Source organism: Cryobacterium sp. TMT1-66-1, from assembly GCF_004403435.1.
Lineage (GTDB): Bacteria > Actinomycetota > Actinomycetes > Actinomycetales > Microbacteriaceae > Cryobacterium > Cryobacterium flavum.
In genome coordinates this window covers 283,828-301,271 of the sequence record NZ_SOGP01000009.1, presented here as the reverse complement: position 1 = coordinate 301,271, position 17,444 = coordinate 283,828, and the positions used below count along the sequence as shown (strand labels likewise).

The 17,444-nt window shown below is 62.8% G+C and carries 15 protein-coding genes and 2 pseudogenes; 7 read left to right on the top strand and 10 right to left on the bottom strand.

Annotated elements, in window-relative coordinates; genetic code table 11:
* The first annotated feature begins 37 nt into the window (after positions 1-37).
* On the top strand, positions 38-817 hold the full coding sequence (locus tag E3T29_RS07270; RefSeq protein WP_198417729.1) for an EI24 domain-containing protein: 780 nt from the start codon (positions 38-40) through the stop codon (positions 815-817).
* On the opposite strand, the gene E3T29_RS07265 is transcribed toward E3T29_RS07270, so the two are convergent.
* The 4 genes and pseudogenes from E3T29_RS07265 to E3T29_RS20675 form a co-directional block, all read right to left on the bottom strand.
* Positions 814-1,758: a cytochrome b/b6 domain-containing protein gene (locus E3T29_RS07265; RefSeq protein ID WP_134344843.1), complete on the bottom strand. Its 945-nt coding sequence runs from the start codon at positions 1,756-1,758 to the stop codon at positions 814-816. The two genes, E3T29_RS07270 and E3T29_RS07265, sit on opposite strands and share 4 nt — an antisense overlap.
* A gap of 171 nt (positions 1,759-1,929) precedes the next feature.
* Positions 1,930-2,037 (bottom strand): annotated as a pseudogene (locus E3T29_RS07260) (phosphoribosylanthranilate isomerase); the annotation flags it as partial.
* A 53-nt stretch (positions 2,038-2,090) separates the two neighbouring features.
* The gene (locus E3T29_RS07255) at positions 2,091-2,879 is read right to left on the bottom strand and encodes an Lrp/AsnC family transcriptional regulator (RefSeq protein ID WP_092338474.1); all 789 of its coding nucleotides are present in this window, start codon (positions 2,877-2,879) and stop codon (positions 2,091-2,093) included.
* 45 nt (positions 2,880-2,924) lie between these two features.
* Positions 2,925-3,065, bottom strand: a pseudogene (locus E3T29_RS20675) (AsnC family protein); the annotation flags it as partial.
* A gap of 218 nt (positions 3,066-3,283) precedes the next feature.
* Between E3T29_RS20675 and E3T29_RS07250 the strand changes: the two are divergent.
* Positions 3,284-4,522 carry an NAD(P)/FAD-dependent oxidoreductase gene (locus tag E3T29_RS07250; protein WP_134344841.1) on the top strand — a complete coding sequence of 413 codons (1,239 nt, stop codon included), beginning with the start codon at positions 3,284-3,286 and terminating at the stop codon, positions 4,520-4,522.
* A gap of 11 nt (positions 4,523-4,533) precedes the next feature.
* Positions 4,534-5,826: an NAD(P)/FAD-dependent oxidoreductase gene (locus tag E3T29_RS07245; protein WP_134344840.1), complete on the top strand. Its 1,293-nt coding sequence runs from the start codon at positions 4,534-4,536 to the stop codon at positions 5,824-5,826.
* 73 nt (positions 5,827-5,899) lie between these two features.
* On the opposite strand, the gene E3T29_RS07240 is transcribed toward E3T29_RS07245, so the two are convergent.
* The 4 genes from E3T29_RS07240 to E3T29_RS07225 form a co-directional block, all read right to left on the bottom strand.
* Entirely contained in the window at positions 5,900-7,087 is a 1,188-nt protein-coding gene (locus tag E3T29_RS07240; protein WP_134344839.1) for an ABC transporter ATP-binding protein, read from the bottom strand.
* Positions 7,084-7,788, bottom strand: a complete 705-nt coding sequence (locus tag E3T29_RS07235) for an ABC transporter permease (RefSeq protein ID WP_241987689.1) — start codon at positions 7,786-7,788, stop codon at positions 7,084-7,086. The genes E3T29_RS07240 and E3T29_RS07235 overlap by 4 nt, the downstream gene beginning before the upstream one ends.
* 77 nt (positions 7,789-7,865) lie before the next feature.
* On the bottom strand, positions 7,866-8,654 hold the full coding sequence (locus E3T29_RS07230) for an ABC transporter permease (RefSeq protein WP_241987688.1): 789 nt from the start codon (positions 8,652-8,654) through the stop codon (positions 7,866-7,868).
* Between the two features lie 125 nt (positions 8,655-8,779).
* Positions 8,780-9,952, bottom strand: a complete 1,173-nt coding sequence (locus tag E3T29_RS07225; RefSeq protein WP_241987687.1) for an extracellular solute-binding protein — start codon at positions 9,950-9,952, stop codon at positions 8,780-8,782.
* 303 nt (positions 9,953-10,255) lie between these two features.
* Here E3T29_RS07225 and speB point away from each other — a divergent pair, with 303 nt between their 5' ends.
* The 4 genes from speB to E3T29_RS07205 all read left to right on the top strand — a co-directional run bounded on the left by speB (position 10,256) and on the right by E3T29_RS07205 (position 14,289).
* Positions 10,256-11,206, top strand: coding sequence for an agmatinase (speB, locus tag E3T29_RS07220; protein WP_134344837.1), 951 nt, complete (start codon positions 10,256-10,258; stop codon positions 11,204-11,206).
* Between the two features lie 57 nt (positions 11,207-11,263).
* The gene (locus E3T29_RS07215) at positions 11,264-12,721 is read left to right on the top strand and encodes a cytosine permease (protein ID WP_198417728.1); all 1,458 of its coding nucleotides are present in this window, start codon (positions 11,264-11,266) and stop codon (positions 12,719-12,721) included.
* A gap of 10 nt (positions 12,722-12,731) precedes the next feature.
* On the top strand, positions 12,732-13,571 hold the full coding sequence (locus E3T29_RS07210) for a nitrilase-related carbon-nitrogen hydrolase (protein WP_134344835.1): 840 nt from the start codon (positions 12,732-12,734) through the stop codon (positions 13,569-13,571).
* 133 nt (positions 13,572-13,704) lie between these two features.
* Positions 13,705-14,289, top strand: a complete 585-nt coding sequence (locus E3T29_RS07205; RefSeq protein ID WP_134344834.1) for a helix-turn-helix domain-containing protein — start codon at positions 13,705-13,707, stop codon at positions 14,287-14,289.
* 126 nt (positions 14,290-14,415) lie between these two features.
* Here E3T29_RS07205 and E3T29_RS07200 read toward each other — a convergent pair whose 3' ends face one another.
* Both E3T29_RS07200 and E3T29_RS07195 read right to left on the bottom strand, forming a co-directional pair.
* Positions 14,416-15,966, bottom strand: a complete 1,551-nt coding sequence (locus E3T29_RS07200; RefSeq protein WP_134344833.1) for an aldehyde dehydrogenase family protein — start codon at positions 15,964-15,966, stop codon at positions 14,416-14,418.
* Complete coding sequence (locus tag E3T29_RS07195; RefSeq protein WP_134344832.1) at positions 15,963-17,342, bottom strand: aminotransferase class III-fold pyridoxal phosphate-dependent enzyme; 1,380 nt, start codon at positions 17,340-17,342, stop codon at positions 15,963-15,965. Before E3T29_RS07195 ends, E3T29_RS07200 begins: the two co-directional genes overlap by 4 nt.
* Between the last annotated feature and the right edge of the window lie 102 nt (positions 17,343-17,444).

Genomic DNA, 17,444 nt, shown 5'->3' with positions numbered 1-17,444 from the left:
TCGCGGGGACCCGACACCGGCGGGTTAGGGTGTGGGGGTGCCGCCTTCAACCCGTCCCACCGCCACCCGCGAGTTCTTCGTCGGGGCCGGTTTTCTCGGCCGCGGCCTCAGAATGTGGGGAACCTCACCGCGCCTCATGCTGCTCGGCGCCCTGCCGGCCTTCATCGTCGGCATCGTCTACCTCGCCGGCATCGTGCTGCTCCTCGTCAATCTCCAGGCCATCGCCGTGGCGATCAGTCCGTTCGCGAGCGGCTGGGGGGAGCCCTGGCGCACCGGCATGCGGGTCGTGGCCGGTGCTGCCGTCGCGGCTGCCGGTATTCTCCTCTTGGCATATACCTTCGTGGCGGTAACGCTCACTGTCGGCGACCCCTTCTATGAGCGAATCTGGCGCGAGGTCGAGACCAGCCTCGGCGACGCGCCCGTCGAACCCGCACGCGGCCTGCTGCGCAGCATTCTGCGCGCGGTGGCCGACGCCCTGCGCCTGGTTGGCCTGGCCGTCGGGGTCGCTCTGCTGCTTCTGGTCTGCGGCCTGATACCCGGCCTCGGCCAGCTGCTCGCCCTCGTCCTCGGCGCGCTGTTCGGCGGCTGGATTCTCACTCTCGAACTCACCGGCTTCGCTTTCGACGCCCGCGGCTTCACGCTCACCCAACGCAAGCGGATGCTGCGCGCGCGCCGCCCGCGCAGCCTAGGTTTCGGCGTGCTCACCTACCTGTTGTTCCTGATTCCGGGCGCGGCCGTCATCGTCATGCCGGCGGCTGTGGCTGGCGCAGCCATGCTCAGCCGAGACGTACTCGCGTCGAGAGTGGAACCGGTTTAGCGCTTGCGGTGAATGATGCGTCCGCTGCGGGCCGCGATCGCACGCACGACGGCGGGACGCGCGCCGACCCAGATTGCGGCCGTGACCAGCAGTGCGCCGACGAAGATCCAGACGCCGAGCCAGCCCGTGTCGTTGCGCGCCGCATACATGTGGTTGAGGTTGGCGCGAGCGCCGGTGGTGAGCACGAGGGTCACGTGCACGACGATGAATGCCACGAAGAAGATCAACACCGCGAAGTGCAGCTTGCGAGCTACGGGCAGGGAAAAGACGTGGTCGAGCCTGCGAAACTGCGCAGACAGGCCCGGTGACATGCGCAGGCCGGTCACCAGTGCGATCGGTGCCGCGATGAAGACCACGACGAAGTAGCTGAGCAGTTGCAGGGCGTTGTAGTGCACCCAGCCGGAGTCGGTCGGCCAGTCGAGCGAGGCATACTGCAGCCCGGCCGAGATCGCGTTGGGAAAAATGTCCCAGTTCGTGGGCACGACGCGCAGCCATTGACCGGTCACGAACAACAAAACGTAGAAGAGGATGCCGTTGATCACCCACAGGGTGTCGAAAACGATGTGCTGCCAGAGGTCGAGGGTGATCCGAATCGGGGGATTTTTGGTGCGGAGCAGCCCGGTGTTCGTGCGCGTCCAGAAAATGGACGGGCGTTTGGTCGTGCGCACCTGCCATCCGGTGCGAATGACGAACAGAATGAAGAAGGCGTTGAGCCCGTGTTGCCAAGCCAGCCAGGCCGGAACTCCTACCGGCGTGGCTGCCGCGTGGGTGGAGACGCCGGGGTAGCTGCGCAGGAAGGACTCGACCGCCGGCAGGGCGCGCACCCCGTTCGCCGCCAGCACGATCAGGGCCACGACGATGAGACCAGCGGGCACGATCCAGGCCAGTCGGAGCCGCCGTTTCGGCCGAGTTTCTCCCGGCCGGGAGCCACCCGTCGTCATCGTTATCCGTTCCCGCGATGGCACAGTGCCGCAGCGTCTTCGTAAGAATACTGGCCCGGCCCCAACCCGGGTGGCGGCAGCTGACGCGGCAGGTCACATAGCCGGCCCTGTCTTATCGCGGGTCAGGATGCTTTGCGCATTCACTCTGTCTTCATCTGTCTCGGTAGGCGATCAAGCGGCTCGAACCGCATCGACGAAGGCTCGCATGAGGACAGGATCTTTGACCCCACGGCTCGACTCGACGCCGCTGGACACATCCAACCTCGACCAGCTCCCCGCCCCCTCGTGACCTCATGCCGGAGTGACGTCCGAGACCCCTTTGCTACCAGCCCCTAGGCCGTGCCCGTGACAGCGTCGTCAGAACTGCGCTCGAGAGTGTCGATACGTTGTCGAGCGTGGCGGTAGGCAGCCACGCTGTAGTCCTCTTTAAGAATCTGCAGATGGAGCCATGTTGAGAGGGAAGTCACCCAGGGCTCACGACGAAGCACCTCCACGAAATCGTTCGCCTCTCGCACCGTGCTGAACACCGCCGTGGCGATGATTCCGAAATCGCCGGTCGTTGAGGCCATGAACTCCACGCCGAGTCGGCGCAGGGCGTCCAGACCCGTGCGGGAACCGCCGGAGTGCCGGATTCCCAGTCCGAGAGCCAGCGTGTGCGCGCGCCCGAACTCGCGCCGCGGAACAGCGACGACACGGATGATCTCCCCCTCGATGAGCCGTGTCATCCGGTGGCGCACGGAGCTTTCGGGAAGACCGAGGGCCTCAGCGAGCACCCTCACCGGAGCGCGGCCGTCGCGTTCAAGCGTCTCGACCAACTGAATGTCCGTCTCATCAAGAGCGTATTCGTCTTCCGTCTGCAGGGTGGGCGCATAAACGTTGTGGGTGATGGCTTGATAATGGTGCACCTGGATGGACAGCACCTCCGGGTGTTCGCGGATTCCGGCCAGCAGCTCGACGAGTTCCGTGTCGACGCGACAGCGCACCTGAATGCACAGCCCGGCGTCTCCGGTCGTCGTGGAGACGTACGTTGTCAAGGATGAGGCGATCATCTCTTCATAGAGCGATGACGCGTCTCCGCGGAGCGCAACGTGCAGATGACCCTCGAGCCGAAAACCGAACATGCGTGGATTGGCGCTGGCTGTGAATCGCAGTTGACCGCGATCAACCACCGATTTCGCGATTTCAGAAACACGATTTCTGGTGAGACCGAGTTCTTCCGCAATGGATGAGTACGATGCACGACCGTCTCGTCGTAGGCAGTCGACGACACGATCCTCTTCAACGGAAGGTCCGTCACTGTTCGACACTGTCACCTCATCTCCCTGTCGGGTCTCTCGAATACTGCCACACCGACGCACAATTTCGCGATCAGATCGGGGATTCTTGGGAATATGCACACACTTCAACCGGTTTCAGATACTCTTTTTCATTATTGACGCCGTAAAGGTGCAAACAGTATCAACGATGAAGTTGAACGTCACTCAGCGCAGAAGCTGGGCCTCGTGCCACAAACTGATGGGGAATCGTGAAGGTTATAGTAATCGGCGCTGGGCTCGCGGGCCTCACCGCCGCATGGAAACTGCGCCGGCAAGGTCATGATCCAGTGGTTCTTGAGGCACGCAACAGGGTCGGTGGGCGCACCTGGTCCCAGACGCTCAGCAACGGTCAGCTCACCGAGCGCGGCGGCGAGTACGTCTTTCCGACTGAGTTCGCCATTCGACGTCTAGCGGCGGAGGTCGAGGTGCCCATCCTCACGCACAACGTGCGCTACGCCCGACGAACGGTCGACGGCGCACACTTGACCGTCGCTGAGCTCAATGCCGTGGGGGAACGACTGAACGCCACGCTCACGGCGATGCTCGCATCCGGTATGGACCGAATCTCAGTCGACACCGTGTTCCAGGCGACCTTGGGAGTGGATTTTCAGCGCCACCCGGCATATCGGCGAATTGCAACGTCGCTGGCCGGAGACCCCCAGTGCATCAGTGCAGAAGCTGCGCTGATGCACGAGTCTTCCGCCTCCGGAGGCTACGTCGAGGACGGGGGACGATTCCTGAGGGGCAACCAGTCACTCGCCGTTGAAGTGGCCCGATTACTGGGCGCGGCCATCAGGCTGGAGTCCCCCATCGCCGCCATCGATCAGTCTGCCTCCGGCGTGCAGGTGACCCTTCGCGATGGCACCACGGTCGATGCCCACGCGGCTGTACTCGCCGTACCGCTCCCGATTCTGCGCGAGATCACTCTCGGGTTCACACTTCCTGTTGCACAGCAATCTGCTCTTGACCATCGTTCGATGGGCACGGCGGCGAAGCTGGGCGTCCCCCTGTCGGCTGTCGATGGCGACGTGGCACTTCAGAACGCTGACCAGACCTGGTGGTCGTGGCGTTCAATGTCGGTCGACGGGGAGAATCGCGTTCCGGCCCTCTCCTGCTTCGCGGGAGGATCCGTCGCTCTGGCTGCACTCGATACGGCAAACGGGCCCGAACGTTGGATTACCCAGCTCAAGAGGATGCGTCCGGAACTGGTCATCGACGGAGACGTCATGCTCACTGACTGGACCAACGACGAGTGGACCAGGGGGTCCTACTCCGCACCGGCCCTCGATTGGAGGCCGGAGGACGCGTCTGCCTTCGACTCCGCTGCGGGGTTGGTCGCAATTGCCGGTGAGCATACCGGGCTCCAGCAGTCCCTGAACGGTGCTGTCGTGTCGGGCTACCGGGCAGCCCACGCCATCGTGGACCTGGCCCGACAACGGGACCTGTGAGGGGCGGCAGCGTGGAAACAACAGACGTTATCGTCATCGGCGCCGGATTCGCCGGGCTGGTGGCCGCTCGAGAGCTTGGCCGCTCGGGTCACGCAGTGATCGTGCTCGAAGCGCGAGACCGGGTGGGGGGTCGCACCTGGACCGACCATGTCCTCGGACACGACCTCGAACTCGGTGGAACATGGGTGCACTGGATACAACCCCACGTGTGGGCAGAAATAGCCCGATACGGCCGGCGCATCGTTCGCAGCCCGGTCGCTGAGGAAGCGTACTGGCTCGGTGCCGGGGACGCGCCCAGAAAGGGCACGCTCAACGATTTTCTGTCACTCATCGACGACGGTCAACGACGAATAGTTGAGGATGCCCTCACCGCGATTCCGCGCGCGATCGATCCAACGGTCGGCTCGATCACTGAGCTCGACGGCCAGTCACTGCAGCAGCGAATAGACGACTTGAACCTAGACGATGAGGCCCGCTCGGCAAACGAATCCGTGTGGGTCGGGCACGTGAACGCACCGCTGAAGTCGGTTGGGCTCTCCAGTGCCCTGCGCTGGGCGAGTGCGACCGGCGGCCACTGGCCGCTGATGCACGAAGCCTCGGCGACCTATCGCGTGGCGGGAGGCATGTCCGCGTTCAGCGCGGCCATTGCGGCCGACGTGAGCGGCGACATCCGCCTGAATTCGACGGTCACCGCCATCGACCACCAGAAGAATGGTGCCACCGTCACTCTTTCCGATGGCGGTGAAATTCGGGCACGGCGCGTGGTCATGACCCTGCCCGTCAACGCAGTCGACACCATTGCGGTGACACCGGCACTCCCCGGTGTTTGGCGGCAAGCCAACCGTGAGCGGGTGGCCTCGCAGGGAATCAAGGTCTGGATCAAGGTGCGTGGTCGCTTGCCGCGGTTTTTCGCCTACGCGTCTCAACATCACCCCATCTCGGTTCTCAAGAGCGAATTCATCGAGGAGGATCATTCGATTCTGGTCGGCTTCGGCCCGGATCACGCGGCCATCGATGTGACCAGTATCGAACAGGTTCAGGCCGCCCTGAGCGTGTGGCGCGACGACCTTGAAGTACTCGGTGTTGCTGCCCATGATTGGATGAAGGATCCCCTGTCGCAGAATACGTGGATGACCCACCGCCCGGGACAGCTCACTCGCGACCTCCCGCAATTGCAGCTGGCGGATGGTGTGCTTCACTTCGCGGGTTGCGACACTGCCGATCTCTGGGGCGGGTTCATCGACGGCGCCATCGAGAGCGGCTTGCGCGAGGCCCGACTGGTATCGGCCGCTTTGGCAGGCTGAAGCGGCCGGGCGCCCAATCGGGGCCCGGCCGCTTCCACCTCGTTCACCCGCGCGTCGCGCGCTCGGTGAAGGGCTAGGTGAGCGACACTCCCTCGTCGCCGGTGTCCTCGAGGAGCACACCCGCATCGATATTCCACCGCATCAGGGCACGAGTGCCCGGCTCACGCACCGCGGCGGAGTGTGCTTCGCGAACGGTTCCGACGCTGCCGTCGGGCAATTCCACCTCACAGCGCCAGGCCGAACCGAGATAATTGGCGTCCAGAACGGTGACCGGCAGCGTATTCATGTCTGACGAGCCCGGCTCGGTTCCCTCTTCGTAGAGGGTGATGTTCTCCGGGCGAATGAGAATTGCCAGAGAACTCGACTTCTTCTGGCCGGGAACGCGGATTGCATGTCCGGAAATATCCAGTGTCGATATTCCATCGACCGTGCCGACCATCGAGCCGGACAACACCGTGGATTCACCGAGAAACCGGCCCACAAACAGTGTTTCCGGTTTTTGGTAGAGTTCGGCCGGGCTGCCGACCTGCTCGATCCGACCGTTGTTGAACACCGCGATCCGGTCAGAAAGCGACAACGCCTCCTCCTGGTCGTGTGTCACATACACGAAGGTTGATCCAACCTCTCGGTGGATTCGTTTTATCTCCTTCTGAAGCCATTCGCGCAATTTCTTATCGAGTGCGCCGAGCGGCTCGTCCATGAGCAAAACACGGGGCTTGTAGACGAGCGCGCGAGCGAGCGCCACGCGCTGCTGCTGACCGCCCGACAGGTCGGCGGGGTAACGATCACCGAACTCTCCCATGCGCACCATATCGAGCGCGCCCGCGATCATCGTTTTTTGTTCGGCCTTTCCGATCTTGCGTCGCTCCAACGGATAGGCGATGTTCTCGGCAACGGTCTTGTGCGGGAACAATGCGTAGTTTTGAAACACCATTCCGATGTCTCGTTTATGTGCCGGCAGCTTGGCGACGGGTTTGCCATAGATATGGAGCAGCCCCTCCGTGGCGGTAACAAACCCGGCGATCATGTTGAGTGTCGTCGTCTTGCCCGATCCGGACGGGCCGAGAAAGGTCATGAATTCGCCCGGTTCGATCACGAGGTTGATCGCATCGACGACGGCCTTCTTGCCATAGCGCTTCGTTACATCGCGCAGGCTGATCCCCGCATCGTTGATCACACTGATGACTTCGGTGTTGAGGTGCAATTGCCGGAGTTCTCGTTCGTTGTGATCCAGTGTGGACGCAGTTGTTTCCGGTTTCATGCCGAAACTCGCTTTCTCTTGCGGGTAGCAAATTGTGCGGTGAGCATGACCAGCACAGATGTGAACATCGCTATCACGGCGACAGCTGCGACCGTGGGATCACTCGCCTGTGTGACGCTGTTGTAGATCTTCACCGGCAGTGTCTGCAACTGCGGACTCTGAATAAAGAGCGACAGAATGATTTCGTCAAAAGACGTGACGAAAGCGAACAGTGCTCCCGCGGTCACTCCGGGCATTATCAGCGGGAGCGTGATGCTAAAGAAGGTGCGCAGCCGTCCGGCGCCCAGAGTCGCCGAGGCCTGCTCCAATCGCGGGTCCACGCCTTGCAACGAGGCGGTCACGTTGATGATCACGAGCGGCAGTGCCACGACCGTGTGCGCCAGCACGAATCCGGGCAATGTACCGAGCAGATTGAATCGCAGGAAGAGCGAGTAGAGCCCGATAGCGATAACAATGCCCGGGACGATCAAGGGTGTCAGGAAGTAGCTCTCCAGCAGGGCCTTTCCGCGGAATCTGACTTTGGACAGTCCGATCGCCGCCATGATCCCCACTGAGGTCGCGACCACCATCGTGACCAGCGCCACCTGCAGCGATGAGCCCAAGGCGCGCAACCAGGCCGGGTCGGTGAAGAAGTTCTCGTACCACTGCAGGGAAAATCCCTGCGGCGGAAAGTTGAACGACGCCGCGGAGTTGAACGACATGGGAATGATGACCAGAGTTGGCAGCAGCAACCACAGAATGATGAGAGCGGCCAGTGCGCCCAGTGCACGTTTCAGCGTCATTTCACCCTCCCCGCAAACAGGCTCGTACCCTTGGCCAAACGGCCGACGACTACAAGCACCACGATTGTCGCGGTCAGCATGAAGATCCCGAGCGCCGTGCCCTGGCCCCACATGAGGAACCCGCTGATCTGCTGGTACATCAGGGCAGACATCATGATTTCCTTTGACGAGCCCAGCAGCGCGGGAATGATGTAGAAGCCGAGTCCCAGGATGAAGACCGTCACGGAACCTGCAAATATCCCTGGTCGAGACAGCGGCAGATAAACCGTGAAGAATGCCGTCACCGGTCGCGCCCCTAGATTGGCCGCAGCGGGCAGTAACCGCTTGTCAATCTTGGCCAGCGCCGAGTAGATCGGCAAGACCATGAACGGGAGCAGCACCTGGGACATCCCGAGCGCCACGCCAAAGGTGCTGCGGATCAAGGGCAGCGGGCCGATGCCGAACAACGACTGGAGAAGACCGTTGATCGGGCCGGTGTCCTGCAGCAGCACCAACCAGGCGAGGGTGCGCACCAGAATACTCGTCCATAGCGGCAGCATGATGAACAACTGCAACATGTTGCGAGTGCGATCACTCACGATCGTCATCAAATATGCGTACGGGTACGCGATAAGCAAGCAGACGATCGTCACGAGGAAGGATGTTCCGAATGTACGCAGGGCAACCACCATGTTGGTGGGCGTGGTGAACAGCCAGACGTAGTTCTGGATTCCCAACACCGGATCGCTGATGCTTCGGATAAAGACATCAACGAGCGGCGCGAGAAAGAAGAACGAGACGATCACGAAGGCGGGGATCAGAAGGAGAAACGGGCGCCAGTTCTTTGGCTCTCGAGCCAGTCTCGCCGGGTCACCGCCATCACCAGAGCGCTTGCCCCGATTGTGAGTGGACGTTGCATGAACCATGCGGGTTAGCTACCGGTGACCCAGCCGGCCCATGCCGCCGACAGAGCATCGTAGTTCTCCACCCAGAAATCGATGTTCGGAGCGTGACCGGACTTGAGGTGTTCCGTGGTGAGCCACGTGTTCAACAACGCGTCAACCTTGGGCATCGCGTCGACGTTGACCGGCCCGTACGAGGTCAGCTCCGTCATGCGTGACTGCTGGTCTGCGCCGAGGTAGAAATTGACCGCGGCGAACGCCGCCTGCGGGTCCTTCACGCCCTTGGGAATCGCAGTCGAATCGACCATGATCATCCACTCGTCCCACATGGGTGCGATCGGGGCACCAGCCGCAGCCGCACCGTATCCGCGACCTGACCAAACCAGCCCCATGACGGCTTCGCCGGATTCGAGCTGCTGCTGTGCTTGAGCACCGGAGGTCCAGCCGATCACGTCGTCGCCCAAGGCACGGTACTTGTCGAAGGCGGTCTCGATGTCGGAAACTTTCACATCATTGATGTCTTTTCCGTCAGCGGCCAGGGCGAACTCCACCGTCTGAGGATCGACGTATGGAGACTGGCTGACCGTGCGCTTGCCCGGAAACTTCTCGGTGTCGAAGAAGTCAGCGGCGCTCGTTGGTGGATTGTCACCGAACGCATCAGTGTTGTACGCCACAACGAGACCGTAAAGAATATTGGGCACCATGCACTTGTCCGTGATCGTTCCCTCGGGAACCTTGGAAATATCCACCTGCGAGTAGTCGTACTCCTCGTACAGCGTTCCGCAGCCGCGCGCCGTGTCGAATTGCGTCGCGTTGGTGACATCCCAGGTCACGTTGCCGCTGTCGACCATTGCCTTGAGCTTGCCGGCGTCGAATGCGTCCTGCAGGAAGGTCGCGCCCGAGATCTTCGCAAACGGATCCCACGCAGCGTCTCGTTGACCATCCTGAAAAATTCCACCGGAAGCCGCATAGGTCAACGTCACACCGTCAAAGACTCCTTCGGGAACAACGCCCGCCACCGGCGTGCCGAGGTCTCGCTCGACCACTGGTGCAGCCGCACCGCCCCCCGCGCAGCCGGCGATGAGCAGAGTCACTACTCCACCCAACGCGAGAGCGCCCAGCTGGCGCTTAAATTTCGGATTTCGCATGGTCATCCTTCTTTCTTCACTCCGTTGTGAACCCCCAGAGACCAACACAGCCACTGGCTGCACCGCACGCTCCTGGAATCGATAGCCCCCAAGGTAGCAATTCAAATCCGCAAGCGCGACTAATTCTCCATAATTGAGCAATTTATTTGCGAATATTTGAATGGTTCCCGGTATTGAACACTCAAATTGGCAATTCGTTACGCATTTGTGACGAAATATGCGCGAGTTCGATGCACTGCACGCCCGAATTGCGGTGCAGGCCGAGTGGGCCACCGCTCGCCCTATAGTTGGACAAAAGGCAAGTTTTGTTGCATATTAGTAAAACTAAATACCGATTCACACGAAAGCAGGATGCTGATGTCCAACGATGAGCAGCCAATCGGCCCCCTGGACGCCAGCCTGACTCCGCGCTACGCCGGAATCGCCACCTTCGCCCGCCTGCCGCGGCTCGAGGATGTTCGTCAGGCCGATATCGCCGTTGTGGGCGTGCCCTTCGACAGCGGGGTGAGCTACCGCCCCGGCGCCCGCTTCGGCCCGGCTCACGTGCGCGAGGCCTCCCGACTGCTCCGTCCGTACAACCCCGTGCAGGACGTGGAACCGTTCTCCACTCAGCAGGTTGTTGACGCCGGAGACATCGCCGCGAACCCGTTCAACCTGACCGAGGCTGTGGCCCAAATTCAGCAAGCAGCCTCCGAGCTGTCGGCCGACGGCAAACGTCTGGTCGTCATCGGCGGTGACCACACCATCGCGCTTCCCCTGCTTCGGGTTGTTGCCGAGCGCCACGGCCCCGTCGCCGTGCTGCACTTCGATGCCCATCTCGACACCTGGGACACATATTTCGGGGCGCCGGTCACGCACGGTACGCCGTTTCGGCGTGCCTCGGAGGAAGGCCTGATCGATATGCAGGCCAGCATGCACGTGGGCATCCGCGGCCCGCTCTATTCCCGCGACGATCTCCGCGACGATGAACGTCTCGGCTTCGCGATCATCGCCAGTCATGAGTTCGAAACCGAGGGACTGGCCCGCGCAATCGAGCGGATGCTCGCCAGGCTCGGTGACCGCCCCGTGTATCTCTCCGTCGACATCGACGTGCTCGATCCCGCCCACGCTCCCGGCACCGGCACCCCCGAAGCCGGCGGAATGACCAGCCGGGAACTGCTGGCCATGATTCGTGCCCTGCGAGCCGTGAACCTGGTCGGGGCCGATGTGGTTGAAGTTGCCCCGGCCTACGACCACGCGCAGATCACGGCCGTGGCTGCCTCGCACGTGGCCTACGAGATCATCTCAGCCATGACTCCTTCCGCGTAGCACTCGCCCTACCTCCCGCAGCCTCAGCACACCAAAAGGACAATGATGTCGACCAACATGACGAACCCCGCATCGCCTCCCAGCACTGACTCCGAGCGGCGGGGTACTGTCATCGAGCAGCGCTCGATCGACTACGTGCCGAGGTCCGAGCGGCACGGAAAAGTATGGCATCAGGGGCCGTTCTGGTTCACCGGCAACTTCGTGCTGCCGACCATGGTGATCGGCTTCATCGGACCGGTCATCGGGCTCAGCGTCTGGTGGACCGTTCTTGCTGTCATCACCGGCGCCTGCTTCGGAACCTTCTTCATGGCCTTTCATGCCAATCAGGGGCCACGCACCGGCCTGCCGCAGATGATCCAGTCCCGCGCCCAGTTCGGCAGCCGCGGTGCCATCGTGCCGTTCGCGGCGAGCGTCTTCGTCTACATCGGCTTCATGGTTTTCGACACGATCCTGGCCACCCAGGGCCTCCTGCTGGCCTTTCCGGGCGACAAGCTGTTCTGGTATCCGTTCCTGATTGCGCTCTCGATCCTGATCGCCGTCGTGGGCCACGATCTGCTCCACTTCATCCAGCGCTGGCTCACCGGCCTGCTCGTCGTCGTCTTCGTCATCATCACGGTGCTGGCCATCGTTCACTTCGACTCCACGACGGTCACCGAAACCGCGAGCACCGCGGGCTGGGATGGAGCGTCCTTTCTGGTGATGTTCTCGCTGGCCGCCGGTTACAACATCAGCTACGCGATTTATGTCTCCGACTACAGCCGCTACCTCCCGCAGAACGCTTCGGCCCCCAAACTCATCGGTTGGACCTACCTCGGCGCGGCGCTGTCGGCATCCTGGCTCATGTCGCTCGGTGCCCTCCTCGGCAGCCATATTCCCGACGCCGACGCGATCGGCGCCATCAAGACCGTCGGCGACATGCTCTTCCCCGGGTTCGGCACCTTTGCCGTGCTGGTCTCAACGGTGGCCTTGATTTCGATCATGGGCGTCAATGCCTATGGGGCGATGCTGACCGGAACAACCGCCGTCGACGGGTTTCGTAAAGTCTCAGCGACCGTGCGTCTTCGCGTGATCGGGCTCACCGTTGTCGGTCTGGTCACCCTCGCGATCGCCCTGCTCATCCCCGACGACTACCTGAGCAGCTTCAACGACTTCGTGCTTCTCATGCTGTACTTCCTCGTGCCGTGGACCGCCGTCAACCTGGTCGACTTCTACCTCGTGCGACGCGGCAAGTACGCAATCGCCGAGATCTTCAACCCGAGAGGCATCTACGGTCGCTGGGCCTGGCGGGGAATGGTCGCCTACCTTATCGGTTTCGTTGCCATGATCCCGTTCTTCTACACGTCGTTCTACGTCGGACCGGTCTCAGCGGTGCTGGGCGGGGCTGACATCTCCTTCGTCGTTGGCCTGGTCGTCTCCGGCGGGCTCTATCTGTTATTCTCAGGAAACCTCGACCACGCGGCCGAGGCCGAAGCTCGCGTCCGCAGCGAACTCGAGCTGGAAGGAGCCGCCGATTAGCGACACCACAGTGGCTGGTTCCCCGGTGCGCGTGGGCTGCTGCCAAATCTCCGTGACCGTGGGCGAGACTCTCGGCAACCGCGCCAGGGTGCGGGCTGCCATCGAGGCGGCGGCGAATGCTGGAGCGCGCATCATCGTGCTGCCGGAGCTGGCGAACTCGGGCTACATGTTCGCCAATCTGGCGGAGCTGCGAGCCGTGGCGGAATCCGCGACCGGGCCATCCGTTCGGGAATGGGAGCTGCTGGCCCAGGAGCGCGATCTGGTGATCGTGGCCGGTTTCGCCGAGGCCGGCGACGACGGTCTGATCTACAACTCCGCGGTGCTGGTCGACCAGACCGGGCTTCGTGCCGTGTACCGCAAGGTTCACCTGTGGGACCATGAAAAAGGCAACCTGTTCACCGCCGGATCTGCCGCACCGCCGGTCGTTGATACCGCGTGGGGTCGCATCGGTGTGGCCATCTGCTACGACCTCGAATTTCCGGAGTGGGTGCGCTCAGCAGCCCTCGATGGTGCCGAGCTGCTCTGCTGCCCCGTCAACTGGCCGCTGTATCCGCGCCCGGCTGGTGAGCGTCCGAGCGAAATCGTCAAGGTGCAGGCCAATGCTGCAGTCAACCGCATGTTCATCGCCGTCGCCGACCGCACCGGGCTAGAACGCGGGCAGCACTGGCTCGGTGGCAGCGTCATCGTCGACGCCGATGGGTTTCCCCTCACGCGCATCACACTCGGCGATGAAACGATGCTGCTGGCAGATATCAACCTCGCCAAAGCTCGCGCCAAGGGAATCAGCGCGCGCAACGACGTGCATGCCGATCGGCGCCCGTCGCTCTACACCCGGGTTACCGATAGCTGAGCCCCGCCCATCGCCTCGCTGACGCGCTGGCGAATGGCTGCCCGGCGGGCATGTCTCGCTGCTGCACACAAGACGGTGTTGCCAACCCTGACAGAATGGTGACCTGTTCCGCCCACGTTCCACTGGAGTGATCATGCGCCCGATGCCTGTCGATCCCACGAACCAGCGGGCGGCGATCGGCAGCAGATTGCGCGCCGCTCGGCGTTCTCAGCAGCTCACCATTGATCAGTTGGCCACGGTCACCGACCTCACCAAAGGCTTCATCAGTCGCATCGAACGCGACATGACCTCGCCGAGCGTCTCGACGCTGGTTGCCCTCTGTGAGGTGCTCCATGTCGATATCGGCGACCTGTTCGCATCGTCTGATGTTGAACTTGTGACCGCCGCGGGCGCGCCGCGCATCAACCTCGGAGGTGAGGGTGCCAACGAGAGGCTGCTCACCCCCCGGCGCGAGAGTCGTCTGCAGGTCGTTCGTTCCACCGTGAGCCGGGGGGGGTCCGGTGGGGGAAAGCTCTACACGATCAACTCGCCCGTCGACGTCGTGCACGTGTTGGCCGGTTCCATAACGGTGCAATTCAGCGACCGCACGTTGACCCTCGCTGCGGGTGATTCGCTCACTTTCGACGGCCGCGAGCCCCATAATTGGCAGGCCGACCTCGAGGTCGAGACCGAGCTCCTGTGGATCCTGGCGCCGGCCGCCTGGGAGGGCACGGTCTAGCATCTGTGGCCTCCATCGGCTCGGGGCGGGGTTGCATCGCATTAAGCGAATGCGATGCCAAGCGCTTCTTCACGATCTCATCAGCGGTGAGCAGGTAGTCGAAGTCGATGAGGTCGGATTTGTAGGTCATGAGCGGTCCTTGGGGGCGAGGGAGGAAGAAACCGGAAGGAGAAGAACACCATCAATGCGGCAGGGAATCTTCCACGGGTTTTCTGTGGCAAGGAACACTGGGAGGGTTTGCAGGTCCGGGTTTTGTAGCGCGACGGGGCGCACGAACCGGGCTAGGGCTCCCGCGCCCACGCTGGTGGCCTCGGGCCGACTCGTGGCAGGCCAGGGGCCGCCGTGTTGCTGGGACCACGTGTTGGCCACCCCGGTGGGCCAGGCGTTGAGCGCGACCCGTCCGACGTTCGGGAGCATTCGTGCTACCACAGTGGCTGTTTCCGAGTCATCGGGGCCGCCAGTGAAGACGGATGCCGCAAGGGAGCCCTGCAGGCCGGCCAGAACATCCATTACCTCGCCGGCATAGTCATATTCACAAACAAGAGCTACAGGGCCGAAGCATTCCTCGAGCAGCCGCGACCCTGGCATGAGATCGGCCAGAGCCACGCGGAAGACGTGTGCAGCAGCGGCATAACCGTCGCCGTCGTCGGACGGCGCCGCGACCATCACCCCGGCGACAGCCGAAAGCTCAGCAATCCCGCTTGTGAATCCGGCTTCGATGCCCGCCGTCAGCAGCGGCGCGGGCGCAACCTCCCCCACCAGGCGGGCTACGGCGTCGAACATGCCGGAGCCGGCCGGAACGAAAATAAGGCCTGGTTTCGTGCAGAACTGGCCTGCCCCAAGTGTGAATGAGGCAACGAACCCAGCAGCGATGTTTTCGGCCGCGGCCGGTGATGCGGCGGCCGCGGACGTAACGAACGCAGGGTTTATGGTGCCCATCTCGGCAAACACAGGCACCCCCCGCGCCGCCGCACGGTCCCGCAGGGCCATTCCGCCGCGCTGGCTTCCGGTGAACGAAATTGTCTTTACAGCGAGGGAATCGACGAGTTGCAGTCCAGCGTTGAAGCCAGTAACGCAGTCATACGTTCCTTCAGGGGCGCCCGCTGCGCGGAGTGCGTCCCGGGCAATCGAGGCAACCTTGACACTCAAGCGTGGGTGCGCGGGATGGGCCTTCACAATGACGGGACAGCCAGCCGCGAGCGCGGATGCAACGTCGTGACCGAACACCCCGAAACCAAAGGGAAAGTTGCTCGCACCGAACACGGCGACCGGTCCGACCGGAACATTCCAGCGCGCCAGGGTGACCGTGTCGCTAACCACGTCCATACTCGCGGCGAGGTAGCGACCCTCGACCGCGACACTGGCATAGAAGAGCAGGCTCCGCCCCGCTCCCGCGATCTCGCCCCGAAGGCGCGACAGACCGAGCCCGGTCTCCTCGTCACCGAGAACGGCGAGTTCTTCCTGGTGTGCACTCAGCGCATCGGCCACGGCAGCCAGCCAGCGGGCACGGACTGCCGGGGCGGTCGCTGCGAGCAAGGGGGCCGCATTCACGGCGCGCAGCAGCACGCGGTCGACCATGCTCGGCGACGTGTGTTTAACGCTCCCGCGCTGCAGTCCGGTGTGCGGGTCGAAGCTGGCGTCAACGCCGGCAACAGCATGCGGCGCAGTCGTGCTCACGCGGCGACATCTTCCCGGGTTGCGGTCTCGCGCGCGGCGGCATCCACCTGTACGACAACGTCCCGAAGAACCGTGAGGCCGTCACGTAGCAACGCTTCCTCAATCACGAGCGGGGGCAGCAGGCGAATCACGTTCGAATAGGTTCCGCAGACCAGCACCAGCAGCCCTTGCGCGTGACACCGGGCAGCGATCTCTTTGGCAAGCTCGGCACGGGGCGCCAAGGTGTCCCGGTCGGCGAATTCCACGGCCAGCATCGCTCCCCGGCCGCGAACATCAACAACAATGCCCGCAGCGGAGAGCAGCGGGTCCAGCATTTCGCGGGCGACGGCCTCGATGCGGCAGGCATTGGCAACGAGTGCACCGTCTTCAAACGCCTCGAAGACCCCAAGCGCCGCCGCGCAGGCGAGCGGGTTTCCCGCGTAGGTGCCGCCGAGACCGCCGGCGTGCACCGCGTTCATTAGTTCGACACGGCCGGTGACCGCGCTCAACGGCAGGCCGCCAGCTAGGGCCTTAGCGGTCACGGTGAGGTCTCCCGCGACCTGTTCGTGGTTGCTCGCGAAGAGCAGGCCCGTGCGTCCCATGCCAGCCTGAATTTCATCGAGCACGAACACGATGCCGTGCCGGGTCGCAATTTCGCGTAGCCCGGGAAGGAAGCCAGGCGACGCAACGATGAAGCCGCCCTCACCTTGGATCGGCTCGATCACCATGGCGGCAAACGTCTGCGGCCCTTCGGCGTCCAGAATGCGCTCCACGGCGGCGAGCGCTTCCGCAGTGGCGTTCTCTGCCCCGGTCGGCCAGCGCAGCGGCGCTGCGAACGGGGCTCGAATCACCTCGGTCGGGAATGGCCCGAAGTTGAGCTTGTAGGGATTCTCCTTGGCTGTCATCGCCATCGTCAGCAGCGACCGACCGTGATAGGCGTCGTCGAAAACGAGAACCTTCTGTCGACCGGTGGCCGACCGGGCAATTTTGATGGCATTCTCAATGGCCTCCGCTCCCGTGGAGAACAGCGCCGTGCGCTTCTCGAACTCACCGGGAGTGTGCTCGTTCAACCACCGGCAGACAGCGGTGAACGAGTCGTATTCGGTCACCATGAAGCAGGTGTGGGTGAATCTGGTCAGCTGATCCCCGACATGCGCCTGCACGTTCGGGTTGCTGGCGCCCACGCTCGTCACCGCGATCCCCGAGGCGAAGTCGATGATGCGGTTGCCGTCCACGTCCTGGAGGATTGCACCGTCAGCGCGGTCGATGAATACCGGCAGGGTAATACCGAATCCGCTCGTGACGTGCTTCAGCCGCTCGGCATGCAGTTCAACAGAGCGCGGGCCAGGAATTGCCGTGGCGAGAAGACGGGACTGGGGAACGGGTACTGATGTCATGGGCTCAAATTAGCAACGCGCAGACTCTGAAACATCAGATGGATTGCCCAATTATTGTCATTTCTTGGTTAGAATATCCAACAATTGTCGCCTACTCCGTAA

What these genes read in the sequence shown, in the direction of transcription:
- E3T29_RS07265 (WP_134344843.1), bottom strand. Translation starts at nt 1,758, where the DNA reads ATGACGACGGGTGGCTCCCGGCCGGGAGAAACTCGGCCGAAACGGCGG.
- E3T29_RS07255 (WP_092338474.1), bottom strand. Translation starts at nt 2,879, where the DNA reads ATGTTCGGTTTTCGGCTCGAGGGTCATCTGCACGTTGCGCTCCGCGGA.
- E3T29_RS07240 (WP_134344839.1), bottom strand. Translation starts at nt 7,087, where the DNA reads ATGAAACCGGAAACAACTGCGTCCACACTGGATCACAACGAACGAGAA.
- E3T29_RS07235 (WP_241987689.1), bottom strand. Translation starts at nt 7,788, where the DNA reads ATGTCGTTCAACTCCGCGGCGTCGTTCAACTTTCCGCCGCAGGGATTT.
- speB (WP_134344837.1), top strand. Translation starts at nt 10,256, where the DNA reads ATGTCCAACGATGAGCAGCCAATCGGCCCCCTGGACGCCAGCCTGACT.
- E3T29_RS07215 (WP_198417728.1), top strand. Translation starts at nt 11,264, where the DNA reads ATGACGAACCCCGCATCGCCTCCCAGCACTGACTCCGAGCGGCGGGGT.
- E3T29_RS07205 (WP_134344834.1), top strand. Translation starts at nt 13,705, where the DNA reads ATGCGCCCGATGCCTGTCGATCCCACGAACCAGCGGGCGGCGATCGGC.
- E3T29_RS07195 (WP_134344832.1), bottom strand. Translation starts at nt 17,342, where the DNA reads ATGACATCAGTACCCGTTCCCCAGTCCCGTCTTCTCGCCACGGCAATT.